We start from the raw sequence: 19,292 nt of genomic DNA, 5'->3' as shown, positions 1-19,292 counted from the left end.
CGCCCGGGGCGTCAGGTGCCGGCACGGGAGGTCCCCCGGGCCGCCGCCGTCGCGCCGGTGACGGTGAAGCCGATCACCGAGCCGCCGCCCTCGCGGTGCAGGGCGAAGGGGGCGCCGCCGTGGGAGAGGGCGACCTCGCGGACGATGGACAGGCCGAGGCCGGAGCCGGGCAGGGAACGGGCGTCGGCGGCCCGGTAGAAGCGGTCGAAGATGCGGGTGAGGTCGGTGTCGGCTATGCCGGGTCCGCGGTCGAGGACCTCGACGCGGACCGTGCCGGGGACGGCGGGCCCGGAGACGACGACCTCGATGGGGGCGGTGCCGTCGCGGTCGAACTTGGCGGCGTTCTCAAGGAGGTTGGACACCGCCCGCTGCAGCATGCCGGGGCGGCCGTCGGTGGTGGTGTCGCCGCAGGCCCGGACCACGATCTCGCGGCCGGTGCGGCGCCGCGCCTGGGCGGCGGCGTCCTCGGCCATCTCCGCGAGGTCCACCTTCTGCGGCGGCTCGGTCGGCGACTGGCCCGCGGCCAGGTCGACCAGCTCGTTGACGAGGTCGGTCAGTTCGCGGGCCTCCTGGGTGAGGTCGGCGACCAGTTCCTCGCGGGTGGCGGGCGGGAGCTCGTCGATGCGGCGCAGCAGCGAGATGTTCGTCCGCAGGGAGGTCAGCGGGGTGCGCAGCTCGTGGCCGGCGTCCTGGACGAGGCGGCGCTGGTCCTCCTCGGACTGGGCGAGCCGCCCCAGCATGTGGTCGAAGGCGCGGCCGAGGCGGCCCACCTCGTCGTAGCCGGTGACCGGGACCTCGATGTCGAGCTGCCGGGTGCGGGCGACGTCCTCGGCGGCGGAGGTGAGGACGACCAGGCGGCGGGTGATGCGGCGGGCCAGCCACCAGCCGCACAGTCCGGCGGCGACCACCACCGCCGCCTCGATGACCAGCGTCCGCCGCTGCAGCGTCCGCAGCAGGTCCTCGGTGTCGCTGAACTCCTGCGCCACCTGCACCGCGCCCCGCCCGTCCCCGAGCGCGACGGTGGCGACGCGGTAGACGTCGCTGGCGACGGCGACGTCCCGGTACTCGACGGTCGTGCCGGCCTTCCGGGCGGCCGCGGTGGCCCGGTCCCTCGCGGTGACCGGCAGGGCGGGGCTGCCGTGGTCGACGATCGTGCCGTCGCCGCCGAGCACCTGCACGTCGGTGCGGCTGGGCCGGATCACCTCGTGCCCGGGCCGGGAGGAGGAGAAGTCCTCCGGCAGGCGCCGGTACTGCCGCACCTCCTGCTGCACGTCCTGCACGACCTGCGCGAACACCGACTGCTGGTCGACGCGGACCAGGCGGGCGGCGGCGTTGTACGACAGGACGCCGACGAGCAGCGTGACGGCGGCGGCGACCACGGCGAACGTCACCGCGAACGTGGTGCGCAGCGACGACAGCCGGGCCCGTGACCGGGCCGGCCGGCCGACCAGCGCGCGCAACCGTGCCCGCAGCCGCGCCCGACCGCTCACTCAGTCCTCCCGCTCAGTCCTCCCGCAGCACGTATCCCACCCCGCGCACGGTGTGGATGAGCTGCGGCGCGCCCGGCTCGTCGAGTTTGCGGCGCAGGTAGCCGACGTAGACGGCGAGGTTCTTGGAGCCGGGGCCGAAGTCGTAGCCCCAGATGCGGTCGTAGATGGTGGAGTGGTCCAGCACGATGCCCGCGTTGCGCACGAGCAGCTCCAGCAGGTCGAACTCGGTGCGGGTCAGCTCCAGCTCGCGCTTGCCCCGCCAGGCGCGCCGCGCCTGCAGGTCCATGCGCAGCCCGGCCGCCTCGATCTGCCGCTCGGGCAGGTGCGGGCCGCGCGCCTGGTCCGCCGCGGTCCCGCCGGCGCCGACCAGCGGGGTGGTGCGGCGCAGCAGGGCGCGCAGCCGGGCGAAGACCTCCTCCACGTCGAACGGCTTGACGACGTAGTCGTCGGCGCCCGCGTCCAGGCCGGCGATCCGGTCCGCGGTCTCCACCAGTGCGGTCAGCATCAGGATCGGGGTGCGGTCGCCCTCGGCGCGCAGCACCCGGCACACCTGCAGCCCGTCGATGCCCGGCATCATCACGTCCAGGACGAGCACGTCCGGCCGGTTCTTGTGCGCGTGCGCCAGCGCCTCGATCCCGTCGGCGACCGCGGTGACCTCGTATCCCTCCAGGGTCAGGGCCCGCTCCAGGGCGTGGCGGATGGCGCGGTCGTCTTCGGCGAGCAGTACGGAGTGCGGCACGCGTCCAGTGTGCCAACACCTCCGGCGCCGCGACCGTGGCCGGTACCCGCCGGGGCGCCTTTTTACCGGCCTCTCACCGTGGTCCCCGCGCCCGGGAGTGCGCGGTCACCGTCTTCTCACCGTGCACCCGTTCCCTTCGTCCTCCCGCCCCCCCTCGCCGGGCGTCCGCCCCCGTGTCGGTGCCCGCGCCTACCATCCCCCCATGGCCGCTCCACGCCGTGACACCCGAGGCATCGTCGACGCCGCGGAACTGTTCGCGCGCGTCCGCTTCCGCCGCCGCGAACCGGCCGCGCCGTTGCGGCCCTACCTGGAGCACTATTGGCTGATCGACTGGGACCTGTCCGAGCCGTACGCCTCGCACGTCGTCCCCCACCCGTCGGTCAACATCGTCTTCCAGCGCTACGACGGCGGGGCGGGCGAACCCGACGGGGCCAGCGGAGCCGACGGAGCCAGTGGAGCCAGTGGCGCCGACGGTGTTCCCGGTGCCGACGGTGCGGGCGGGGCGGCCGGGCGCCCCTTCGGCGAACTCGCCGGGATCGGACTGGAGCTGTTCACGCAGAAGCTGGCGGGCCGGGGCCGGGTGTGCGGCATCCAGTTCCGCCCCGGCGGCTTCCGCCCCTTCGCCCCCCGCCACCCCGTCAGCCACTGGACCGGCCGCCGCCTGCGCTTCACCGACGCCCCCGGCCTGTTCCCGCACGCCGACCCGGCGGCCGTCCTCACCCCCGACGACGAGGACGCCCGCGTCGCCGCCCTCGACGCCTTCCTCCTCGCCCTCGATCCCCGCCCCGACCCGCAGGCCCGCCTCGCCATGGCCCTGGTCGACCACGTCCGCGCCGACCGCACGGTCCGCCGCGTCGCCGACCTCGCCCGCACCGGGGGCCTGTCCGTGCGCCGCCTGCAGCGCCTCTTCGCCGCGTACGTCGGCGTCAGCCCCAAGTGGGTCATCCTCCGCTACCGCATCCACGAGGCCCTCGAACACGCCGAGACCGGCACCGGCACCGACTGGGCCGCCCTCGCCGCCGACCTCGGCTACGCCGACCAGGCCCACCTCGTGCGGGACTTCACCCGGACGGTCGGGGTGCCGCCGACGGCGTACGCGAGCAACCCGGCGGCGGCCGGCGCCACCGCGCCGGGCGGCGGGACGCGCGGGCCCGCACGCCGGTGATCCGCCCCCGCGCCGGCGGTCCCCCACCGACGGCCCCCGCCCCGACGATCACCGTCCACCGGTGATCCCACCCCGACAGTCCCCGCCCCGACGATCACCGTCCACCGGTGATCCCACCCCGACAGTCCCCGCCCCGACGATTCCCACCCCGACGGCCCCCACTTCCGGCGGCCACCCCCGCCCGGCACCGCCCCCCTACGGCACCAGCACCAGCCGCCCCCGCACCCCGCCCTCGGCCAGCCGCGCGTGTGCCTTCGCCGCGTCGTCCAGGGGGAAGGTCTCGGCGACCCGGAGGGTCAGCACCCCTTCCTCCACCAGCCGCACCAGCTCCGCCAGCCGGGCCCCGTCGGCGGTCACCGCCACGGACGCGGTCCGCACGCCGCGGACGGAGGCCGGTTCGGCCCCCGGGATGACGCCGACGTAGCCGCCTCCGTCGCGCACCGGGGCCAGCGCGGGCTCGCCCAGGACGGCGGCGTCCAGGACGGCGTCGACGCTGCCGGGCGCGAGGTCGGCGAGGTCGGTCACCAGGCGTTCGGCGCCCAGGGAGCGGACGAGGTCGGCGTCGGCCGCGCGGGCGAGCGCGGTCACGGCGACGCCGCGGTGGGCCGCGAGCTGGACGGCGTACCCGCCGACCGCTCCGGCCGCGCCCGTCACCAGCAGCGACCGCACGGGCGCCACGGGCTCCAGCAGGTCCAGGGCCTGCACCGCCGTCAGCCCGTTCAGCGGCAGCGTCGCCGCGTGGGCCGCGTCCACTCCGGCCGGCGCCTGCGCCACCGCGTCGGTGTCGACGACGACGTACTCGGCGTGCGCCCCGAGCGGCCCGGTCACACCGTGGTGGAGGGCGACGACCTCGTCGCCCACGTCCCACGCGGCGGCCACGTCGATCGCGTCCACCGTCCCGGCGACGTCCCAGCCGAGTCCGAGCTGTTTGCCCGCGCCCCCGAAGGCGCCGGCCCGTACCCCCGCGTCGACCGGGTTGAGCGCGGTCGCCGCCACCTTGATCCGCACCTGCCGGGCGCCCGGCTCGGGCACCGCCGTCTCCACGATCTCCACGGCCTCGGGCCCGCCGAACGTCCTCACCACCGCAGCGCGCATGCTGCCCAGCTCCCCTCGATTCCCTGTGAGCCGCCGCGGATCTCGGTATCTCCGCGACCGACAGCAACCGTAGGAAGAGTTACTATCCTCAGGGAAGTAGTTACCTGAAGGTGCCCAACTGCCCCGGAGGTGAGAGCCGGTGCCGACCATGACGGCCGCCCAGCGGCGCGAACAGGCCCGCCGCGCCTACGACGCGTTCCTGCGGAGCTGCCCCACCCACCAGTTGCTGGACCGCATCAGCGACAAGTGGGTCGGCCTCGTCGTCTCCGCCCTCGCCCCCGGGCCCCAGCGCTACAGCGACCTCGCCCGCAGGATCGCCGGCGTCAGCCCCAAGATGCTCACCCAGACCCTGCGCGCCCTGGAGCGCGACGGCCTCGTCTCCCGCACGGTGACCCCGTCCGTCCCGGTCCGCGTCGACTACGCGCTCACCCCGCTGGGCGCCAGCCTCAGCGGCCTGCTGTCGGCCGTGAAGGACTGGGCGGAGACCCACTTCGACGAGGTGCACGCGGCCCGGCAGCGCTACGACGCCGCACACGCGCGGGAGTCGTGACCCCGGCCGGCCTGCCTGCCGCTCACCTTTGGCCTCCCCCGGACCGCTCACCTTTGACCTCCCCCGGACGCCCCCGCCGCGCCGTCCCCCCGGTCACCTACGCTGGGCAGGTCGTCCCGCCCGAGTCCGAGGAGCCGCCCCATGGCCACCGCCGCCCCGTCCGCCGCCTCCCGCATCGCCGTCGTCACCGGTGCGAGCAGCGGCATCGGCGCCGCCACGGCCCGGCGGCTGGCCGCGGCCGGCTACCGCGTGGTCCTCACCGCCCGCCGCAAGGACCGCATCGAGGCGATCGCGGAGGAGATCAACGCCGCCGGCCACTCCGCGACGGCCTACCGGCTGGACGTCACCGACCGCGCCGCGGTGGACGAGTTCGCGACGGCCTTCAAAGCGGTCGGCGTGCTGGTCAACAACGCCGGCGGCGCACTCGGCCTCGACCCGGTGGCCACCGCCGACCCGGACGACTGGCGCCGGATGTACGAGACCAACGTCATCGGCACCCTCAACCTCACCCAGGCCCTGCTGCCCAAGCTCGTCGCGAGCGGCGACGGCACGGTCGTCGTGGTCTCCTCCACCGCGGGCCACGGCACGTACGAGGGCGGCGCGGGCTACGTCGCCGCCAAGCACGGCGCCCACGTCCTCGCCGAGACCCTGCGCCTGGAAATCGTCGGCCGGCCGGTCCGCGTCATCGAGATCGCCCCCGGCATGGTCAAGACCGAGGAGTTCGCCCTCACCCGCTTCGGCGGCGACGCCGAGCGCGCCGCCCAGGTCTACGAGGGCGTCCCCGATCCCCTGACCGCCGACGACGTCGCCGACACCATCACCTGGGCCGTCACCCGCCCCAGCCACGTCAACGTCGACCTCCTCGTCGTCCGCCCCCGCGCCCAGGCCTCCCACACCAAGGTCCACCGAGAGAGCTCCCAGGTCCACCGAGAGAGCTGATGCCCGACGACGACTCCGAACGCCGGCGCCTGTCCCTGGAGAAGAAACGCGAACGCTACGTCTGGTACTACCTCGCGTACTTCCTCTTCGGCATCCACGTCGTGGCGTTCGTCATGATCTACGCGGTACGGCACGCGAAGTGAAACGGGGGCCCCGCGAGGATGCGGGACGCCCCCGGCCCGTCGATCGGACCCGGCCCACCGGCCCAGGTCCACCGAACCTGACCCACCGGACCTACCCCTTCACACAGACGACCTGCTTCAGCTTCGCCACGACCTCCACCAGGTCCCGCTGCTGGTCGATGACCTGCTCGATCGGCTTGTAGGCGCCCGGGATCTCGTCGACGACGCCGGAGTCCTTGCGGCACTCCACGCCCCGGGTCTGCTCCTCCAGGTCCCTGGTGGTGAAGCGGCGCTTGGCCGCGTTGCGGCTCATCCGGCGGCCGGCGCCGTGCGAGGCCGAGTTGAACGACGCCTCGTTGCCGAGGCCGCGCACGATGTACGAGCCCGTGCCCATCGAGCCCGGGATGATCCCGTAGTCGCCGGCGCCCGCGCGGATGGCGCCCTTGCGGGTGACCAGCAGGTCCATGCCCTCGTACCGCTCCTGCGCCACGTAGTTGTGGTGGCAGGAGATCTCCGGTTCGAAGGTCGGCTTGGCCTTCTTGAACTCCTTGCGGACGACGTCCTTCAGGAGCGCCATCATGATCGAGCGGTTGTGGCGCGCGTACTCCTGCGCCCAGAACAGGTCGTTGCGGTAGGCCGCCATCTGCGGCGTGTCCGCGACGAACACCGCGAGGTCGCGGTCGACCAGGCCCTGGTTGTGCGGGAGCTTCTGGGCGACGCCGATGTGGTACTCGGCGAGCTCCTTGCCGATGTTGCGGGAACCGGAGTGCAGCATCAGCCAGACAAATCCGGAGGTGTCCACACAGACCTCGACAAAGTGATTCCCACTGCCGAGCGTTCCCATCTGCTTCGCCGCCCGCTCCCGGCGGAGCCTGACCGCCTCCGCGACCCCGTCGAACCGCCGCCAGAAGTCCTCCCAGCCGGCGGTGGCCAGCCCGTGCAGGCGGCCCGGGTCGACGGGCTCCTCGTGCATGCCCCGCCCCACCGGGATCACCTGCTCGATCCGCGAGCGCAGCCGGGACAGGTCGCCGGGGAGGTCGTCCGCCGTCAGCGACGTCCGCACCGCCGACATGCCGCACCCGATGTCCACCCCGACCGCGGCCGGGCACACCGCTCCCCGCATGGCGATCACGGAGCCGACGGTCGCACCCTTGCCGTAATGGACGTCGGGCATGACGGCGAGACCCTTGATCCAGGGAAGGGTGGCGACGTTGTGGAGCTGCTGGAGAGCCGCGGGTTCGACGGTCGCGGGGTCGGCCCACATGCGGATGGGGACCTTCGCGCCCGGTATCTCCACGTACGACATATCGTTCTCAGTCCCCCGAAAGCAGAAGAGAAGTCCTGAACCGCAATAGCCGTGTCAAGGTCGGCGAAAGGGATGACGGACCGGCGTCCACGGCAGTGCGTGCGATAAACAGTGCGGTAGACATTGTCCTCAGGGCGCACCCCCGCGCGGCAACCGATTAAGCACCGGCCGAGCACTGGTCGAGCACCGGCCGAGCACTGGTCGAGCGGCAGTCGGGCGGCGGGGACGCCGGGAGGCGAAGACCACGGCACAGCGGCGAGAGGAGCCCGACGGTGCAGCGGAAGGCGTACGTGTCCGGCGTCGCGGCGCTCCTCGTGGCGCTGCTGGCCGGCTGCACCGGCGGCTCGGACGGCGGGACCGCGACGGACGACGCGAACCCGGGGGACACCGGGACGGCGGTGCAGGCGGGCCAGCCGGGCAAGTACCGCACGCTGCCGGAGCCGTGCGGCGCCGTCGGGCACGGCACGCTGGACTCGCTGCTGCCGGGCATCAAGCAGCTCGCGGACGCCACGCAGCGGGAGAAGGCGTACGAGGGCGAGCCGACCCTGACCTACGACACCGACCGCCGGGTGGGCTGCCGCTGGAAGGTGGAGTCGGCGGACGCCACCGACCACCTGTACGTCGACTTCGAGCGGGTCGTCTCCTACGACAACGCCGTGAGCGACGACGATCAGGCGCGCGAGGTGTTCGCGAAGAAGGAGGACGCGGCCGACCTGCCGGAGCCGTCGGGGTCCCAGACGTCGCCGGAGAGCGCGAGCGCGTCGGCGTCCGGCGACTCCGATGATTCCGGTGACTCCGACTCCGGTGACTCCGGCGACGGTGCGGACGCGGGGACCGGTTCCTCGCCGTCGCCGTCCGGCTCCGCCTCGCCGTCGGGGTCGAAGGCGCCGTCGGAGTCTGCGTCGTCGCCCTCCGCGGGTGTCACGCCGTCCGATCTCCAGCCGCGCACGCTGGACGACCTCGGTGACGAGGCGTTCGTGGACGACACCCTCAGCAGCTCGGGTTCGACGGCCAAGCAGCGGACGGTGACTGTGGTGTTCCGCACGTCGAACGTGATCGTGACGGTGGAGTACGTGGAGCAGCCGGCGACCGCGGGCGTGGTTCCGGATAGCGCGGAAATGCAGGACAAGGCCCGGAAACTGGCGGCTCGGCTGGCCGACGCGCTCAACGGTTAGCGGAGTCCGGCGCCCGCTGTGGCGCTCGTCGCGATGCCCGGGAAGGGCGACCGGGTGCCGGCGGCACGGCGTACCGTGGCCCCTCGGACCCGTTCCACCACAGCGAATCCGCAGGGTCCTCGCAGGATCCCGGCAGGGACACCGCAGGAACACCGCAGGAGCCACGAGCGTATGAGCGTCATGAGTGAAGGAACCATGCAGCGAGCAGCACAGCGAGACCAGGGTGACCGGCGTGAGCGGCGGGCGAGGCGCCTGAGCCGCGTCCTTGCCTGCGCGGCCGCCGCCCCCGTGCTGCTGGCCGCCGCCGGCTGCTCCTCCGACTCCGGCTCGGACTCCGGCGCGAAGGGCGGCGGCGACGTCACGCAGGAGGCGAGCGCCGCGGCGAGCGCGTCGGCGAGCCCGTCCCCGACGGTGCAGGCGGCGGCGTACGGCAAGCTGCCGGAGCCGTGCGCGGTGCTGTCGAAGAAGACACTGGGTGATCTGGTGCCGAAGGGGGTCAAGTCCGGCAAGGAGGGCGCGTCGGACGACGTCTCGGCGCGGGCGAGCTGCAACTGGAGCAGCCTGGACAACAACGGCGTGAAGGGGTCGCAGTTCCGCTGGCTGAACGTCTCGCTGCTGCGGTTCGAGTCGGACACCGCGCGGGGCTCGGGCGAGCAGCAGGCGAAGGAGTTCTACGCCAAGCAGGTGCAGGGCGCCCAGTCCACGGACGGCGCGAAGAACACCAAGTCGGAGCCGGTGTCCGGGGCGGGCGACGAGGCGACGGCGGTGCGCTACGACCTGAAGAAGAAGGAGGGCCTCTTCAAGCAGCAGACGGTCGTGGCCCGGGTGGAGAACGTGGTCGTCACCCTCGACTACAACGGCGCCGGCCTGGCCGGTGACAAGACGCCGGACGCCGGTGACCTGACGAAGGCGGCCGAGAAGGCGGCCAAGGAGGTCGTGGCCGCGGTGGCGAAGGCCAACGGTGACGGCGGCGGTGCCGCGCCGGGCGCCGGGCAGGGCGCGTCGCCGTCGAAGTCGGCGTCCGGGTCGGCCAAGCCGTCGAAGTCGGCGTCGCCGTCCGCGTCGAAGTCGGCGTCCGGGGCGGCGAAGTCCCCGTCGCCGTCGGCCTCCGGCGCCAAGGAGGGCTGAGCCTCCGGCGCCGAGGCGGGCTGAGTCCCCGGCGCCAAGGCGGGCTGAGTCCCCGGCCCCGAGAGGGGCTGGGCTTCCGGCGCCCGGAAGGGCCGGCGGGGCCTTCGCCGCGGACCGGTCACCCGTTCCCCGTACGCATGTGCCACCCTGTTGCGCGCAACAACACGCACTGGGAGGGGAGTACGGGTGGCCGCGCCACTACAGCTGACTCGGATGCACCGCGTTCTCATCGGCGTGGTCGTCACCGGTGCCGTGATCATCGCCGGCATCGGTTTCGCGGGGTCGTACGCGGCGGTCCGCGAACTCGCCATCAGGAAGGGTTTCGGCAACTTCAGTTACGTCTTCCCGGTCGGCATCGACGCGGGCATCTGCGTGCTGCTCGCGCTGGACCTGCTGCTGACCTGGATCCGCATTCCGTTCCCGCTGCTGCGGCAGACGGCGTGGCTGCTGACGGCGGCGACGATCGCGTTCAACGGCGCGGCGGCCTGGCCGGACCCGCTGGGCGTGGGCATGCACGCGGTGATCCCGGTGCTGTTCGTGGTCGCGGTGGAGGCGGCCCGGCACGCCATCGGCCGGATCGCGGACATCACCGCCGACCGGCACATGGAGGGCGTGCGGCTGGCCCGCTGGCTGCTGTCGCCGGTGCCGACGTTCCTGCTGTGGCGCCGGATGAAGCTGTGGGAGCTGCGGTCCTACGACGAGGTGATCCGCCTGGAGCAGGAACGTCTCGTCTACCAGGCCCGGCTGCGTTCCCGCTTCGGCCGCGGCTGGCGCCGCAAGGCCCCGGTGGAGTCGCTGATGCCGCTGCGGCTGGCCCGCTACGGCGTGCCGCTGGCGCAGACGGCCCCGGCGGGCCTGGCGGCGGCGGGCATCGAACCGACGCTGCTGCCGCCGGCCCCGCAGCAGTCCGAGCCGGCCCCGGCGCTCACGGCGGCGGCCGGCCCGGCCGAGCCGCGGCGCGCCCCGCAGCCGCAGGCCGAGCCGCCGTACGCCGAGCAGCAGGCCGAGCAGCAGCCGGAGTTCGCCATGGACCACTACGGCGGGCAGGCGGAGTACGTCCCCGACGAGAGCCCGTGGTTCGCGGCCCCGCTGGACGTGGACTACCACGGCGGCTACGACCCGACGTACGACCCGGACGAGCAGTACCAGCAGTGGTACGAGCAGCAGCAGGCGCAGACCCGGCAGCCGCAGGCCCGGCGGCTGCCGCAGCAGCGGCAGCCCCAGGAGCAGCAGGAACACCAGGAGCCCCAGGAGTTCCAGGAGCAGTCACCCTCGCCGGAGGACACCGGCAGCTTCCCCATCCCCGCCGGCCCCGGCCGCACCCGCCCGCTGGGCGAGGGAGGCGCCGCCGGCCAGGAGCCGCCGGAGCCGGACGAGGACGCGTACTACCAGATCTTCAAGCAGTCGATCAACGGCAGCTACCCGACCCCGCGTGAGTTCGGCGACAACGTCGAGGCGGAGTTCGGCATCCGTCTGGACGGCGCGGAGGCCAAGAAGATGGTCGACCGCTTCCAGAACCGCCACTACCGGGAGATGGAGGAAGAGCACATCGCGTGAGGCCCGTCGCATGCATCCGCACGAGGCCGTCACATCCGCATGAGGCCATCGCCTCCGCCTGAGAGCGCACGAGAACGCACGAGAACGCATGAGAAAGCGCCCGGTGCCGTGGGGCACCGGGCGCTTCGCTCACGGTGTCACTGTCACTCCCCGAGCAGCCTGCGCACCCGCTCCTGCCCCACCGCGAGCAGCAGCGTGGGCAGGCGCGGCCCGGTGTCCTTGCCGACCAGGAGCCGGTAGAGCAGCGCGAAGAAGGACCGCTGGGCGGTCTTGATCTCCGGCGGCAGCTCCTTGGGCGTCGCGTCGGCGGAGAACCCGGCCTGCACCTTGGGCACGCCGTAGACGAGGTGGGTCAGCCCGTCCAGCGACCAGTGGTCGGCGAGGCCGTCCAGGAGCAGGCGCAGGGACTGCTGGGCCTGCTCGTCGAGGGACTTCAGCAGGTCCACGTCGGGCTCGTCGCGCACGATGGTGCGCTGCTCGGCGGGGACGTGCGTGTTGATCCACGCCTCGGCCCGGTCGTAGCGCGGGCGGACCTCGTCGAGGGAGGTGAGCGGGTTGGCCGGGTCGAGGTCGGACAGGATGCGCAGCGCCTGGTCCTGGTGGCCGGCGGTGATGTCGGCGACGGACGCCAGGGTGCGGTACGGCAGCGGGCGCGGGGTGGTCGGCAGTTCGCCGGCGGCGGTGCCGACGGCGCGCAGGTGGGCGGCGCGGTCGGCGGGCAGCGCGGTGCCGTCGGCGACCTTGGCGACGAGCCGGTCCCACTCGTCGTACAGGCGCTGGATCTCCTGGTCGAAAGCGATCTTGAAGGACTGGTTGAGCTTGCGGCGGACGTAGAGCCAGCGCAGGATCTGCGGCTCCATGATCTTCAGCGCGTCGGCCGGGGTGGGCACGCCGCCCCGGGAGGACGACATCTTGGCCATGCCGGTGATGCCGACGAAGGCGTACATCGGGCCGATGGGCTGCTTGCCGCCGAAGATGCCGACGATCTGCCCGCCGACCTGGTAAGAGGAGCCGGGCGAGGAGTGGTCGACGCCGGACGGCTCGAAGACGACGCCCTCGTAGGCCCACCGCATCGGCCAGTCGACCTTCCACACCAGCTTGCCGCGGTTGAACTCGCTCAGCCGCACCGTCTCGGAGAAGCCGCACGCCGAGCAGGCGTACGTCATCTCGGTGGTGTCGTCGTCGTAGGCGGTGACGGTGGTGAAGTCCTTCTCGCAGTTGCCGCAGTACGGCTTGTACGGGAAGTAACCGGCCGAACCGGAGCCGTCGTCCTCGGTGGCCGCGCCGGAGCCCTCGGCCGCCTGCAGCTCGGCCTCGTCGACCGGCTCGTTCTGCGCCTGCTGCTTCTTCTGCTCGGCGGGCTTGGGCCTGATGCGGTACTGGGCGAGGACGGCGTCGATGTCGTGCCGGTGCTTCATCGCGTGCAGGATCTGCTCGCGGTAGGCGCCGGAAGTGTACATCTGCGTCTGGCTGATGCCGTCGAACTCCACGCCGAGCACGCCCAGCGACTCGATCATGGCGGCCTTGAAGTGCTCCGCCCAGTTCGGGTGCGGGGAGCCCTTCGGGGCCGGCACGGAGGTGAGCGGCTTGCCGATGTGCTCGGCCCACGACTCGTCGATCCCGGTCACGCCGGCCGGCACCTTGCGGTACCGGTCGTAGTCGTCCCAGGAGATGAGGTGCCGCACCTGGTACCCGCGGCGCCGGATCTCGTCGGCGACAAAGTGCGGGGTCATGACCTCGCGCAGGTTGCCCAGGTGGATGGGTCCGGAGGGCGACAGCCCGGACGCGACGACAACCGGTTTGCCCGGGGCCCGGCGCTCCGACTCCTCGATGACCTCGTCCGCGATACGGGAGACCCAGTCGGTGGTCTCGGTGCTCTGAGCCACGATCGGCACGTCCTCTTCCTGGAAGTTCCTGGAATTTCCGCCGGCGCGACCGTCACGGTCCCGCGGCCGGCGATTCCATTGTTGCGTACGCGGGCCGCGCCCCGTCCGGGCGCCGGAGCGGGGCGCGGACGGGGGACACCCGAGATCCGCCGGGGCCCGTCGGGGCCCGACGGATGAACCAGGTGGAAGAACCCGTTGGAAGAACCCGGCGGAAGGACCCGCCGGAACGCGGCGGAAGAACCCGCTGGAAGAACGCGGCGGAAGAACCCGCTGGAAGAACGCGGCGGAAATTCGCTTTACCCCCCGTGGGATACTGGCCGGGTAAACCCATACGCCCGAGGAGAACGGCACCCACACCTATGGCCCCGGTCACGTCCCTCACCGCTTCCGTCCACCAGCGTCTCGCGTCCGCTCTCTCCGCCGTGCTGCCGGAGACCGACGCGGACCCGCTGCTGCGACGCAGCGACCGGGCGGACTACCAGGCCAACGGCATCCTCGCGCTGGCGAAGAAGGCGAAGACGAACCCGCGGGACCTGGCGGCGCAGGTCGTCGCACAGGTCACGACCGGTGACGTGATCAAGGAGGTCGAGGTCTCCGGGCCCGGCTTCCTCAACATCACGATCGCCGACCGGGCGATCACCGAGAACCTCGCCGCGCGCGCCGCCGACCCCGAGGGCCGCCTCGGCGTGCCGTTCGCGGAGCACCCCGGCACGACGGTGATCGACTACGCCCAGCCCAACGTGGCGAAGGAGATGCACGTCGGCCACCTGCGCTCCGCGGTGATCGGCGACGCGATGGTGAAGCTCCTGGAGTTCACCGGCGAGAACGTGGTCCGGCGCCACCACATCGGCGACTGGGGCACCCAGTTCGGCATGCTCATCCAGTACCTGGACGAGCACCCGCACGAGCTGGACCACAAGGCCGACACCGGTGACACCGCGGCCTCCGGCCAGGAGGCGATGTCCAATTTGGACCGCCTCTACAAGGCGGCGCGCAAGCTGTTCGACTCCGACGAGGAGTTCAAGACGCGGGCCCGGCGCCGGGTGGTGGACCTCCAAGCGGGCGAGCCGCGGACGCGCGAGCTGTGGCAGCGGTTCGTGGACGAGTCGAAGATCTACTTCTACTCGGTCTTCGAGAAGCTGGACATGGAGATCCGCGACGAGGACATCGTCGGCGAGTCCGGCTACAACGACATGCTCGCCGAGACCTGCCGCCTGCTGGAGGAGGCCGGCGTGGCGGTGCGCTCCGAGGGCGCGCTGTGCGTCTTCTTCGACGACATCAAGGGCCCGGACGGCAAGCCGGTCCCGCTGATCGTGCAGAAGTCGGACGGCGGCTACGGCTACGCGGCCACCGACCTGTCCGCGATCCGCGACCGCGTCTTCAACCTCAAGGCGAACACGATCCTGTACGTCGTGGACGCCCGGCAGGCGCTGCACTTCCGGATGGTGTTCGAGACGGCGCGGCGGGCCGGCTGGCTGGGCGACGACGTCAAGGCGCACCAGCTCGCCTTCGGCACGGTGCTCGGCAAGGACGGCAAGCCGTTCAAGACCCGTGAGGGCGAGACGGTGCGGCTGGTCGACCTCCTCGACGAGGCGATCGACCGGGCCACGGCCGTCGTCCGCGAGAAGGACACCCAGGGGCAGCTCTCCGAGGAGGAGATCGCCGAGCGCGGCGCCCAGGTGGGCATCGGCGCGGTGAAGTACGCGGACCTGTCGACGTCGGCGAGCCGGGACTACAAGTTCGACCTGGACCAGATGGTCTCGCTCAACGGCGACACGTCCGTCTACCTCCAGTACGCCTACGCCCGTATCCAGTCGATCCTGCGCAAGGCCGGCGACCACCGCCCGGCCGCGCACCCGGAGCTGGAGCTGGCCGAGGCCGAACGCGCCCTGGGCCTGCACCTGGACGCCTTCGCCGAGACGGTGCACGAGGCGGCCGCCGAGTACGCCCCGCACAAGCTGGCCGCGTACCTCTACCAGTTGGCCACCCTCTACACCGGCTTCTACGACAAGTGCCCGGTGCTGAAGGCCGAGTCGCCGGCCCAGGTGGAGAACCGCCTGTTCCTGTGCGACATCACCGCCCGCACCCTGCACCAGGGCATGGCCCTCCTGGGCATCAGGACACCCGAGCGGCTCTGAGGCAACCCGCTCGGGACTTCCCGGGCTTCGGCCCGGGAAGTCCCGAGTTTCGGCTCCGACGCGGTGTACCGCGGCCCGCCCTCTCCCCCGTGGGAGGGCGGGCCGCGGTCGCTTCGGTTCGCCCGTTCGCAGGGAGGGGGCGGGGTCGCCGTTAGAGCGAGTCGCAGTACCGTTTGAAGGCGGCCTTTGTCTTCGCCCCGGGGATGCCGTCGATCGGGCCGCGGTAGCCCCAGTTGGCCTTCAGCCAGCGCTGCAGCGCCTTCACCGTGCCCTTGCCGACGATCCCGTCGATGGGGCCGTTGTAGTGGTAGTACCGCTTGAGGAAGCGCTGCATCGCCTGCCAGCTCCCGGTGCCCAGCAGCCCGTCGATCGGGCCGCGGTAGCCCCAGTTGGCCTTCAGCACCCGCTGGAGCTTCTTGGCCTCCGCCTTGGTCAGGCCCAGGTTGTTCACCGCCTGCGCGGAGACGGCCTGCGCGCTCACCGCCGGCTTGGCGGCCGGGGCGGGGGCCGCGAAGCCGGCCGTCGCACCCGCGAGGCTCCCGGCGGCGATCCCGGCGACGGCGGTGGCGGCGACGAGGGTCCTCGCCATGAGGTTCGGTCGCATGCGTTTCCCTTTCGGATGTCGGATGTCGGGTTCGGGTGTCGGGCGGCGCCCGACGTGGTGGGCGCCGCCGGCACCTCGAGACTGCGGGGCGGGCGGCGCGGGCCGCCACGGTTGCCGCCGAAGTGGCGTCCTCGCGGGACGTCTCATGCGCTGACCTGCAAAGACGTGGTCCCGTGGGACGTCTCGGCGGGACGCCCGCACCGGGCGGGCGGGCGGCGGAACGTCCGCCCAGGGTGGGTAGTCCGAACAGGTGGATTCACCGCCGAACGGGAACCGCCGCGGGGGGCAGGCCGTGGAAACTCAAGGAAGTCCGGCGGAAACGGGGACCGATGACCAACGGGGACCGATGACCGAGGTCCCGGGACGCGAGTAGGGGGGAACATGTCGCGTTGGAAGGCGCTGCCCGCCGAACTGGATCCGCGGGTGCGGCAGTTGGTGGTGCGATTACGGCAGTTGAAGGACCACGGCGATCTGAGCATGCACCGGCTCGCGGCGAAGACCGGGTACAGCCGCAAGTCGTGGGAACGGTACCTGCACGGCAGGTCGCTGCCGCCCCGGGAGGCCGTGGAAGCGCTGGCCCGGATCGGCGGCGAGGATCCGACACGACTGCTGGTGCTGCACGAACTCGCCGCCGAGGGCTGGGAACGGGGGCGCCGTTCCCCCTCCCCGCCCGAAGCGGCCGCCGCACGGCCGGAGTCGGGCACGGCGGACTCGGCGGCCCCGGTGAACTCGGCGGACCAGGCGGACCAGGCGGACCCGGCGGCGGTCGGCAAACCGGCCCGTCCGCACGGCCGTGCGCTGCGGGTCGCGGTGGCGGCGGGGGCCGTGGCCCTCGTCCTGGCCGTCTCCTCGGCGGTCCTGCTGGTCGTACGCCTCACGGACGACGGCACCGGCGGCCGGACGACGGCGCCCCCGCTCTCCACCGCCGCCGCGTCGGGACCGGAACCGGGATCGCCGCCCGTCTACACCTGCCACGTCCAGCGCGTCCACGGCCAGTGGTACGCGGGCAACAGCCGCACCCGGGACGCCATCCTGGGACAGGGCCAGGCCGGTGCGGACGTCGCCGAAGCGCAGTGCCTGCTGCGCCGGGCGGGCTTCTCGCCGGGGGCCGTCGACGGTATCTACGGCCCGCGGACCGAAGCCGCGGTCAAGGACCTGCAGCATCGGGTCGGCCTGCCCCCGGACGGCATCGTCGGGCCGCACACCTGGAAGGTCCTGCGCGGATGACCGGACCGATGACCGGGCCGACGAGCGCGACCGGAGCGCCGGGGACCACGGGCGGGACCTCTCCGAAACCCCCCAAGCCTGCGAAGCCTGCGGAGTCTTCGAAGACCCCGAAGACCACGGAGACCACGGAGACCACGGAGACCACGGAGACCACGGAGAGTTCGGAGGGCGCGCGGCTGGCCGCCACGTTGCGCGAGCTGAAGGCCCGCACGGGCCTCAGCCTGGTCGGCCTGGAGAAACGCACCCCGTACAGCAAGTCGTCCTGGGAACGCTACCTCAACGGCAAGACGCTGCCTCCGCGTCAGGCCGTGCAGGAGCTGTGCCGCCTGGCCCGCGAACCGGCCGGGCGCTGCCTGGCCCTGTGGGAGTTCGCGGAGGCGGAGGCACGTGGACGCGCGCGGAAGGAGCCGCCTCCGGCGCCGTCCCCGGCGCCGTCCCCGCCGACGCCCCCGCCGTCTGCGGCTCCGGCCTCGTCCGGGCCTGCGGCCACGGTCGAGGAGACGGCGCGGGCCGACCGCAAGGGGGCGGCCGCCGCGCTGCTCGCCGCCGTCTGCGCCGTGGCCGCGGGAGCCGTCGCGCTGGCCTTCTTCCTGCTGCCGCACCCGGACGGCGCCGCTCCGCGTCCGTCCCCGTCCGTCCTCGCCCCGCTGTGCCGTGGCGCCGCCTGCGAGGGCGGGGACCCGATGACCACGCACTGCGGTGCCCACCCGGCCAACCTGGCCTTCCACCACACCGCGACCGGCGCCGGGGTGGAGATCCGCTTCAGCACGGAGTGCGGCACGGGCTGGGCCCGCATGTGGGACACCCGCGTCGGCGACCGGCTGGAGGTCACCGCGTCCGGCCGCACCCGCTCCGTCACGATCAAAAACGGCACCGAGGCCATGTCGTACATCTACACCCCCATGCTGGTCACACGCCCCGGCACCGTCCTCCGCGCCTGCTTCCGGCCGGCGGCGGGCGGGAGGACGGAGTGCGTCACCGCCCGCGTGGCCGCCGCCGCCCGTGTCCCGGCGACCCGCTCCTCCGGATGACCCGGTCGAGGCGGCACCGGTCCTCCGGGTGACCCGGTCAGGGCCACCCGGAGGACCGTCCCTGCGATCCTGCGGCCTTACGGGATCGCGGGGCCGCGGGGCCGAGGGGCCGCGGGATCAGGCGTAGTAGTGGATCGTGCCGTGCAGTGCGGGGTCGCCGCCCTCGCAGTGCTGGACGAAGGTGGCCGCGAACGCCTTGACGGTGCCGTCGTCCCCGCGCGCGAGCTTGGTGACGGTCAGCGTGCCGGTGGAGGTGTTGCAGCCGCGCCCGTTGCCGAACACGTCCAGCCCGGCCGTGCCCTCGGCGTGGCTGCGCGCGGTCCGGTAGGTGCGCCCGGCCTCCAGGTTCTCCCCGGTGGGCGGGGTGATCAGCGCCGTCCAGTACTCGCGCTTGCCGGAGACGCCGTATTGGATGCCCCCGGCGCCGTAGCCGCTCAGCGAGAAGGTGCTGGTGGCGCCGGTGTGGGTCTGGCTCAGGCCCTGGCCCATGTAGTCGCCGGGGTCACTGGTGTAGGCGTAGGACAGGGGGTGGGCGCGGTACTTGACGACGCCCTTGAGGGCGGGGGCGTCGGCGCTCTCGCAGTGCTGGGTGTAGGTGGCGTCCAGGACGGTGATCGCGCCGGAGGCGTCGGTCTCGATCTGGTTGACCGAGAACTGGCCGTAGACCTCGTTGCACCCGCGCCCGTCGCCGGAGACGTCCAGGCCCGGGGAGCGGCCGGTGCGGAAGGCGGCGCGCTCGGCGTCGCGGTAGATGCCGGGGTGGAGCTTTTCGCCGGTGGGCGCGGCGAGTTCGACGTCCCACCAGGTGGTGTCGGTGGACACCCGGAAACGCACGTACTGCGCGTCTCCGCCGGCCGTGATGGTGGCCGTCGACGGGGTGTAGGAGGCGCTGCCGCCCTGGCCGATGTAGTCGCCGGCGGCACTGGTGTAGCTGTACTTGGTGACGGCCACCGGGGTGGTGGTGGCCGCCGCGGCGGGCTCGGCGAGCGCCGTGGTGAGGCCGACGGCGACGGCCAGGCCCGTCAGCGCGCCGCCCAGGGAACGCCGCCATCTGGTGCGTGTACGCACGGATGATCCCCCTCCGTAGTGGTGCGGGCGCTTCCAGTGAACGCCCGCACCCCCTTTGTAACAGCCGCCACT

17 protein-coding genes are annotated in these 19,292 nt (G+C 72.9%); 10 read left to right on the top strand and 7 right to left on the bottom strand.

Annotated features, from left to right (window positions below; all coding sequences use genetic code 11):
- Window positions 1-11 precede the first annotated feature (11 nt).
- Both IE225_RS27475 and IE225_RS27470 read right to left on the bottom strand, forming a co-directional pair.
- On the bottom strand, window positions 12-1,490 hold the full coding sequence (locus IE225_RS27475) for a sensor histidine kinase (protein ID WP_373303282.1): 1,479 nt from the start codon (window positions 1,488-1,490) through the stop codon (window positions 12-14).
- A 13-nt stretch (window positions 1,491-1,503) separates the two neighbouring features.
- Entirely contained in the window at window positions 1,504-2,229 is a 726-nt protein-coding gene (locus IE225_RS27470) for a response regulator transcription factor (protein WP_190060319.1), read from the bottom strand.
- Window positions 2,230-2,431: 202 nt separating this feature from the next.
- On the opposite strand from IE225_RS27470, the gene IE225_RS27465 reads away from it, so the two are divergent.
- Window positions 2,432-3,394 carry a helix-turn-helix domain-containing protein gene (locus IE225_RS27465; RefSeq protein WP_190060318.1) on the top strand — a complete coding sequence of 321 codons (963 nt, stop codon included), beginning with the start codon at window positions 2,432-2,434 and terminating at the stop codon, window positions 3,392-3,394.
- Between the two features lie 195 nt (window positions 3,395-3,589).
- Here the strand turns inward: IE225_RS27465 and IE225_RS27460 are convergent, their stop codons facing one another.
- Entirely contained in the window at window positions 3,590-4,489 is a 900-nt protein-coding gene (locus IE225_RS27460) for an NADP-dependent oxidoreductase (protein WP_190060317.1), read from the bottom strand.
- A gap of 139 nt (window positions 4,490-4,628) precedes the next feature.
- On the opposite strand from IE225_RS27460, the gene IE225_RS27455 reads away from it, so the two are divergent.
- From IE225_RS27455 to IE225_RS27445, 3 genes are all read left to right on the top strand, one after another.
- Entirely contained in the window at window positions 4,629-5,039 is a 411-nt protein-coding gene (locus tag IE225_RS27455) for a winged helix-turn-helix transcriptional regulator (protein WP_190060316.1), read from the top strand.
- A gap of 141 nt (window positions 5,040-5,180) precedes the next feature.
- Window positions 5,181-5,978, top strand: coding sequence for an SDR family NAD(P)-dependent oxidoreductase (locus tag IE225_RS27450; protein ID WP_190060315.1), 798 nt, complete (start codon window positions 5,181-5,183; stop codon window positions 5,976-5,978).
- On the top strand, window positions 5,978-6,121 hold the full coding sequence (locus IE225_RS27445) for a hypothetical protein (protein ID WP_190060314.1): 144 nt from the start codon (window positions 5,978-5,980) through the stop codon (window positions 6,119-6,121). Before IE225_RS27450 ends, IE225_RS27445 begins: the two co-directional genes overlap by 1 nt.
- A gap of 91 nt (window positions 6,122-6,212) precedes the next feature.
- Here the strand turns inward: IE225_RS27445 and IE225_RS27440 are convergent, their stop codons facing one another.
- A complete protein-coding gene (locus IE225_RS27440) occupies window positions 6,213-7,406 on the bottom strand; it encodes an RtcB family protein (RefSeq protein ID WP_190060313.1) in 1,194 nt (397 codons plus the stop codon).
- A gap of 272 nt (window positions 7,407-7,678) precedes the next feature.
- Between IE225_RS27440 and IE225_RS27435 the strand changes: the two genes are divergently transcribed.
- From IE225_RS27435 to IE225_RS27425, 3 genes are all read left to right on the top strand, one after another.
- On the top strand, window positions 7,679-8,581 hold the full coding sequence (locus tag IE225_RS27435; protein WP_190060312.1) for a DUF3558 domain-containing protein: 903 nt from the start codon (window positions 7,679-7,681) through the stop codon (window positions 8,579-8,581).
- Window positions 8,582-8,776: 195 nt separating this feature from the next.
- Window positions 8,777-9,709: a DUF3558 family protein gene (locus IE225_RS27430; protein WP_229880123.1), complete on the top strand. Its 933-nt coding sequence runs from the start codon at window positions 8,777-8,779 to the stop codon at window positions 9,707-9,709.
- Window positions 9,710-9,922: 213 nt separating this feature from the next.
- Window positions 9,923-11,266, top strand: coding sequence for a DUF2637 domain-containing protein (locus IE225_RS27425; protein WP_190060311.1), 1,344 nt, complete (start codon window positions 9,923-9,925; stop codon window positions 11,264-11,266).
- Window positions 11,267-11,409: 143 nt separating this feature from the next.
- On the opposite strand, the gene lysS is transcribed toward IE225_RS27425, so the two are convergent.
- Window positions 11,410-13,161: a lysine--tRNA ligase gene (lysS, locus tag IE225_RS27420; protein ID WP_190060310.1), complete on the bottom strand. Its 1,752-nt coding sequence runs from the start codon at window positions 13,159-13,161 to the stop codon at window positions 11,410-11,412.
- Between the two features lie 350 nt (window positions 13,162-13,511).
- Here lysS and argS point away from each other — a divergent pair, with 350 nt between their 5' ends.
- Window positions 13,512-15,290, top strand: coding sequence for an arginine--tRNA ligase (gene argS, locus IE225_RS27415; protein ID WP_190060309.1), 1,779 nt, complete (start codon window positions 13,512-13,514; stop codon window positions 15,288-15,290).
- Window positions 15,291-15,441: 151 nt separating this feature from the next.
- On the opposite strand, the gene IE225_RS27410 is transcribed toward argS, so the two are convergent.
- Complete coding sequence (locus IE225_RS27410; RefSeq protein ID WP_190060308.1) at window positions 15,442-15,894, bottom strand: peptidoglycan-binding domain-containing protein; 453 nt, start codon at window positions 15,892-15,894, stop codon at window positions 15,442-15,444.
- Between the two features lie 381 nt (window positions 15,895-16,275).
- On the opposite strand from IE225_RS27410, the gene IE225_RS27405 reads away from it, so the two are divergent.
- The gene (locus IE225_RS27405; protein WP_190060307.1) at window positions 16,276-17,121 is read left to right on the top strand and encodes a peptidoglycan-binding protein; all 846 of its coding nucleotides are present in this window, start codon (window positions 16,276-16,278) and stop codon (window positions 17,119-17,121) included.
- On the top strand, window positions 17,118-18,152 hold the full coding sequence (locus IE225_RS27400; RefSeq protein ID WP_229880122.1) for a helix-turn-helix domain-containing protein: 1,035 nt from the start codon (window positions 17,118-17,120) through the stop codon (window positions 18,150-18,152). The genes IE225_RS27405 and IE225_RS27400 overlap by 4 nt, the downstream gene beginning before the upstream one ends.
- Before the next feature lie 117 nt (window positions 18,153-18,269).
- Here the strand turns inward: IE225_RS27400 and IE225_RS27395 are convergent, their stop codons facing one another.
- Complete coding sequence (locus tag IE225_RS27395; RefSeq protein WP_190060306.1) at window positions 18,270-19,220, bottom strand: hypothetical protein; 951 nt, start codon at window positions 19,218-19,220, stop codon at window positions 18,270-18,272.
- Between the last annotated feature and the right edge of the window lie 72 nt (window positions 19,221-19,292).

It is taken from the genome of Streptomyces echinoruber (genome assembly GCF_014651135.1).
GTDB classification, from domain to species: Bacteria; Actinomycetota; Actinomycetes; order Streptomycetales; family Streptomycetaceae; genus Streptomyces; species Streptomyces echinoruber.
The sequence above is the reverse complement of the archived record's forward strand: the minus strand, read 5'-3'. Positions and strand labels throughout refer to the sequence as shown.

What these genes read in the sequence shown, in the direction of transcription:
- IE225_RS27465 (WP_190060318.1), top strand. Translation starts at nt 2,432, where the DNA reads ATGGCCGCTCCACGCCGTGACACCCGAGGCATCGTCGACGCCGCGGAA.
- IE225_RS27460 (WP_190060317.1), bottom strand. Translation starts at nt 4,489, where the DNA reads ATGCGCGCTGCGGTGGTGAGGACGTTCGGCGGGCCCGAGGCCGTGGAG.
- IE225_RS27450 (WP_190060315.1), top strand. Translation starts at nt 5,181, where the DNA reads ATGGCCACCGCCGCCCCGTCCGCCGCCTCCCGCATCGCCGTCGTCACC.
- IE225_RS27445 (WP_190060314.1), top strand. Translation starts at nt 5,978, where the DNA reads ATGCCCGACGACGACTCCGAACGCCGGCGCCTGTCCCTGGAGAAGAAA.
- IE225_RS27440 (WP_190060313.1), bottom strand. Translation starts at nt 7,406, where the DNA reads ATGTCGTACGTGGAGATACCGGGCGCGAAGGTCCCCATCCGCATGTGG.
- IE225_RS27430 (WP_229880123.1), top strand. Translation starts at nt 8,777, where the DNA reads ATGCAGCGAGCAGCACAGCGAGACCAGGGTGACCGGCGTGAGCGGCGG.
- IE225_RS27425 (WP_190060311.1), top strand. Translation starts at nt 9,923, where the DNA reads ATGCACCGCGTTCTCATCGGCGTGGTCGTCACCGGTGCCGTGATCATC.
- argS (WP_190060309.1), top strand. Translation starts at nt 13,512, where the DNA reads ATGGCCCCGGTCACGTCCCTCACCGCTTCCGTCCACCAGCGTCTCGCG.
- IE225_RS27410 (WP_190060308.1), bottom strand. Translation starts at nt 15,894, where the DNA reads ATGCGACCGAACCTCATGGCGAGGACCCTCGTCGCCGCCACCGCCGTC.
- IE225_RS27405 (WP_190060307.1), top strand. Translation starts at nt 16,276, where the DNA reads ATGTCGCGTTGGAAGGCGCTGCCCGCCGAACTGGATCCGCGGGTGCGG.
- IE225_RS27400 (WP_229880122.1), top strand. Translation starts at nt 17,118, where the DNA reads ATGACCGGACCGATGACCGGGCCGACGAGCGCGACCGGAGCGCCGGGG.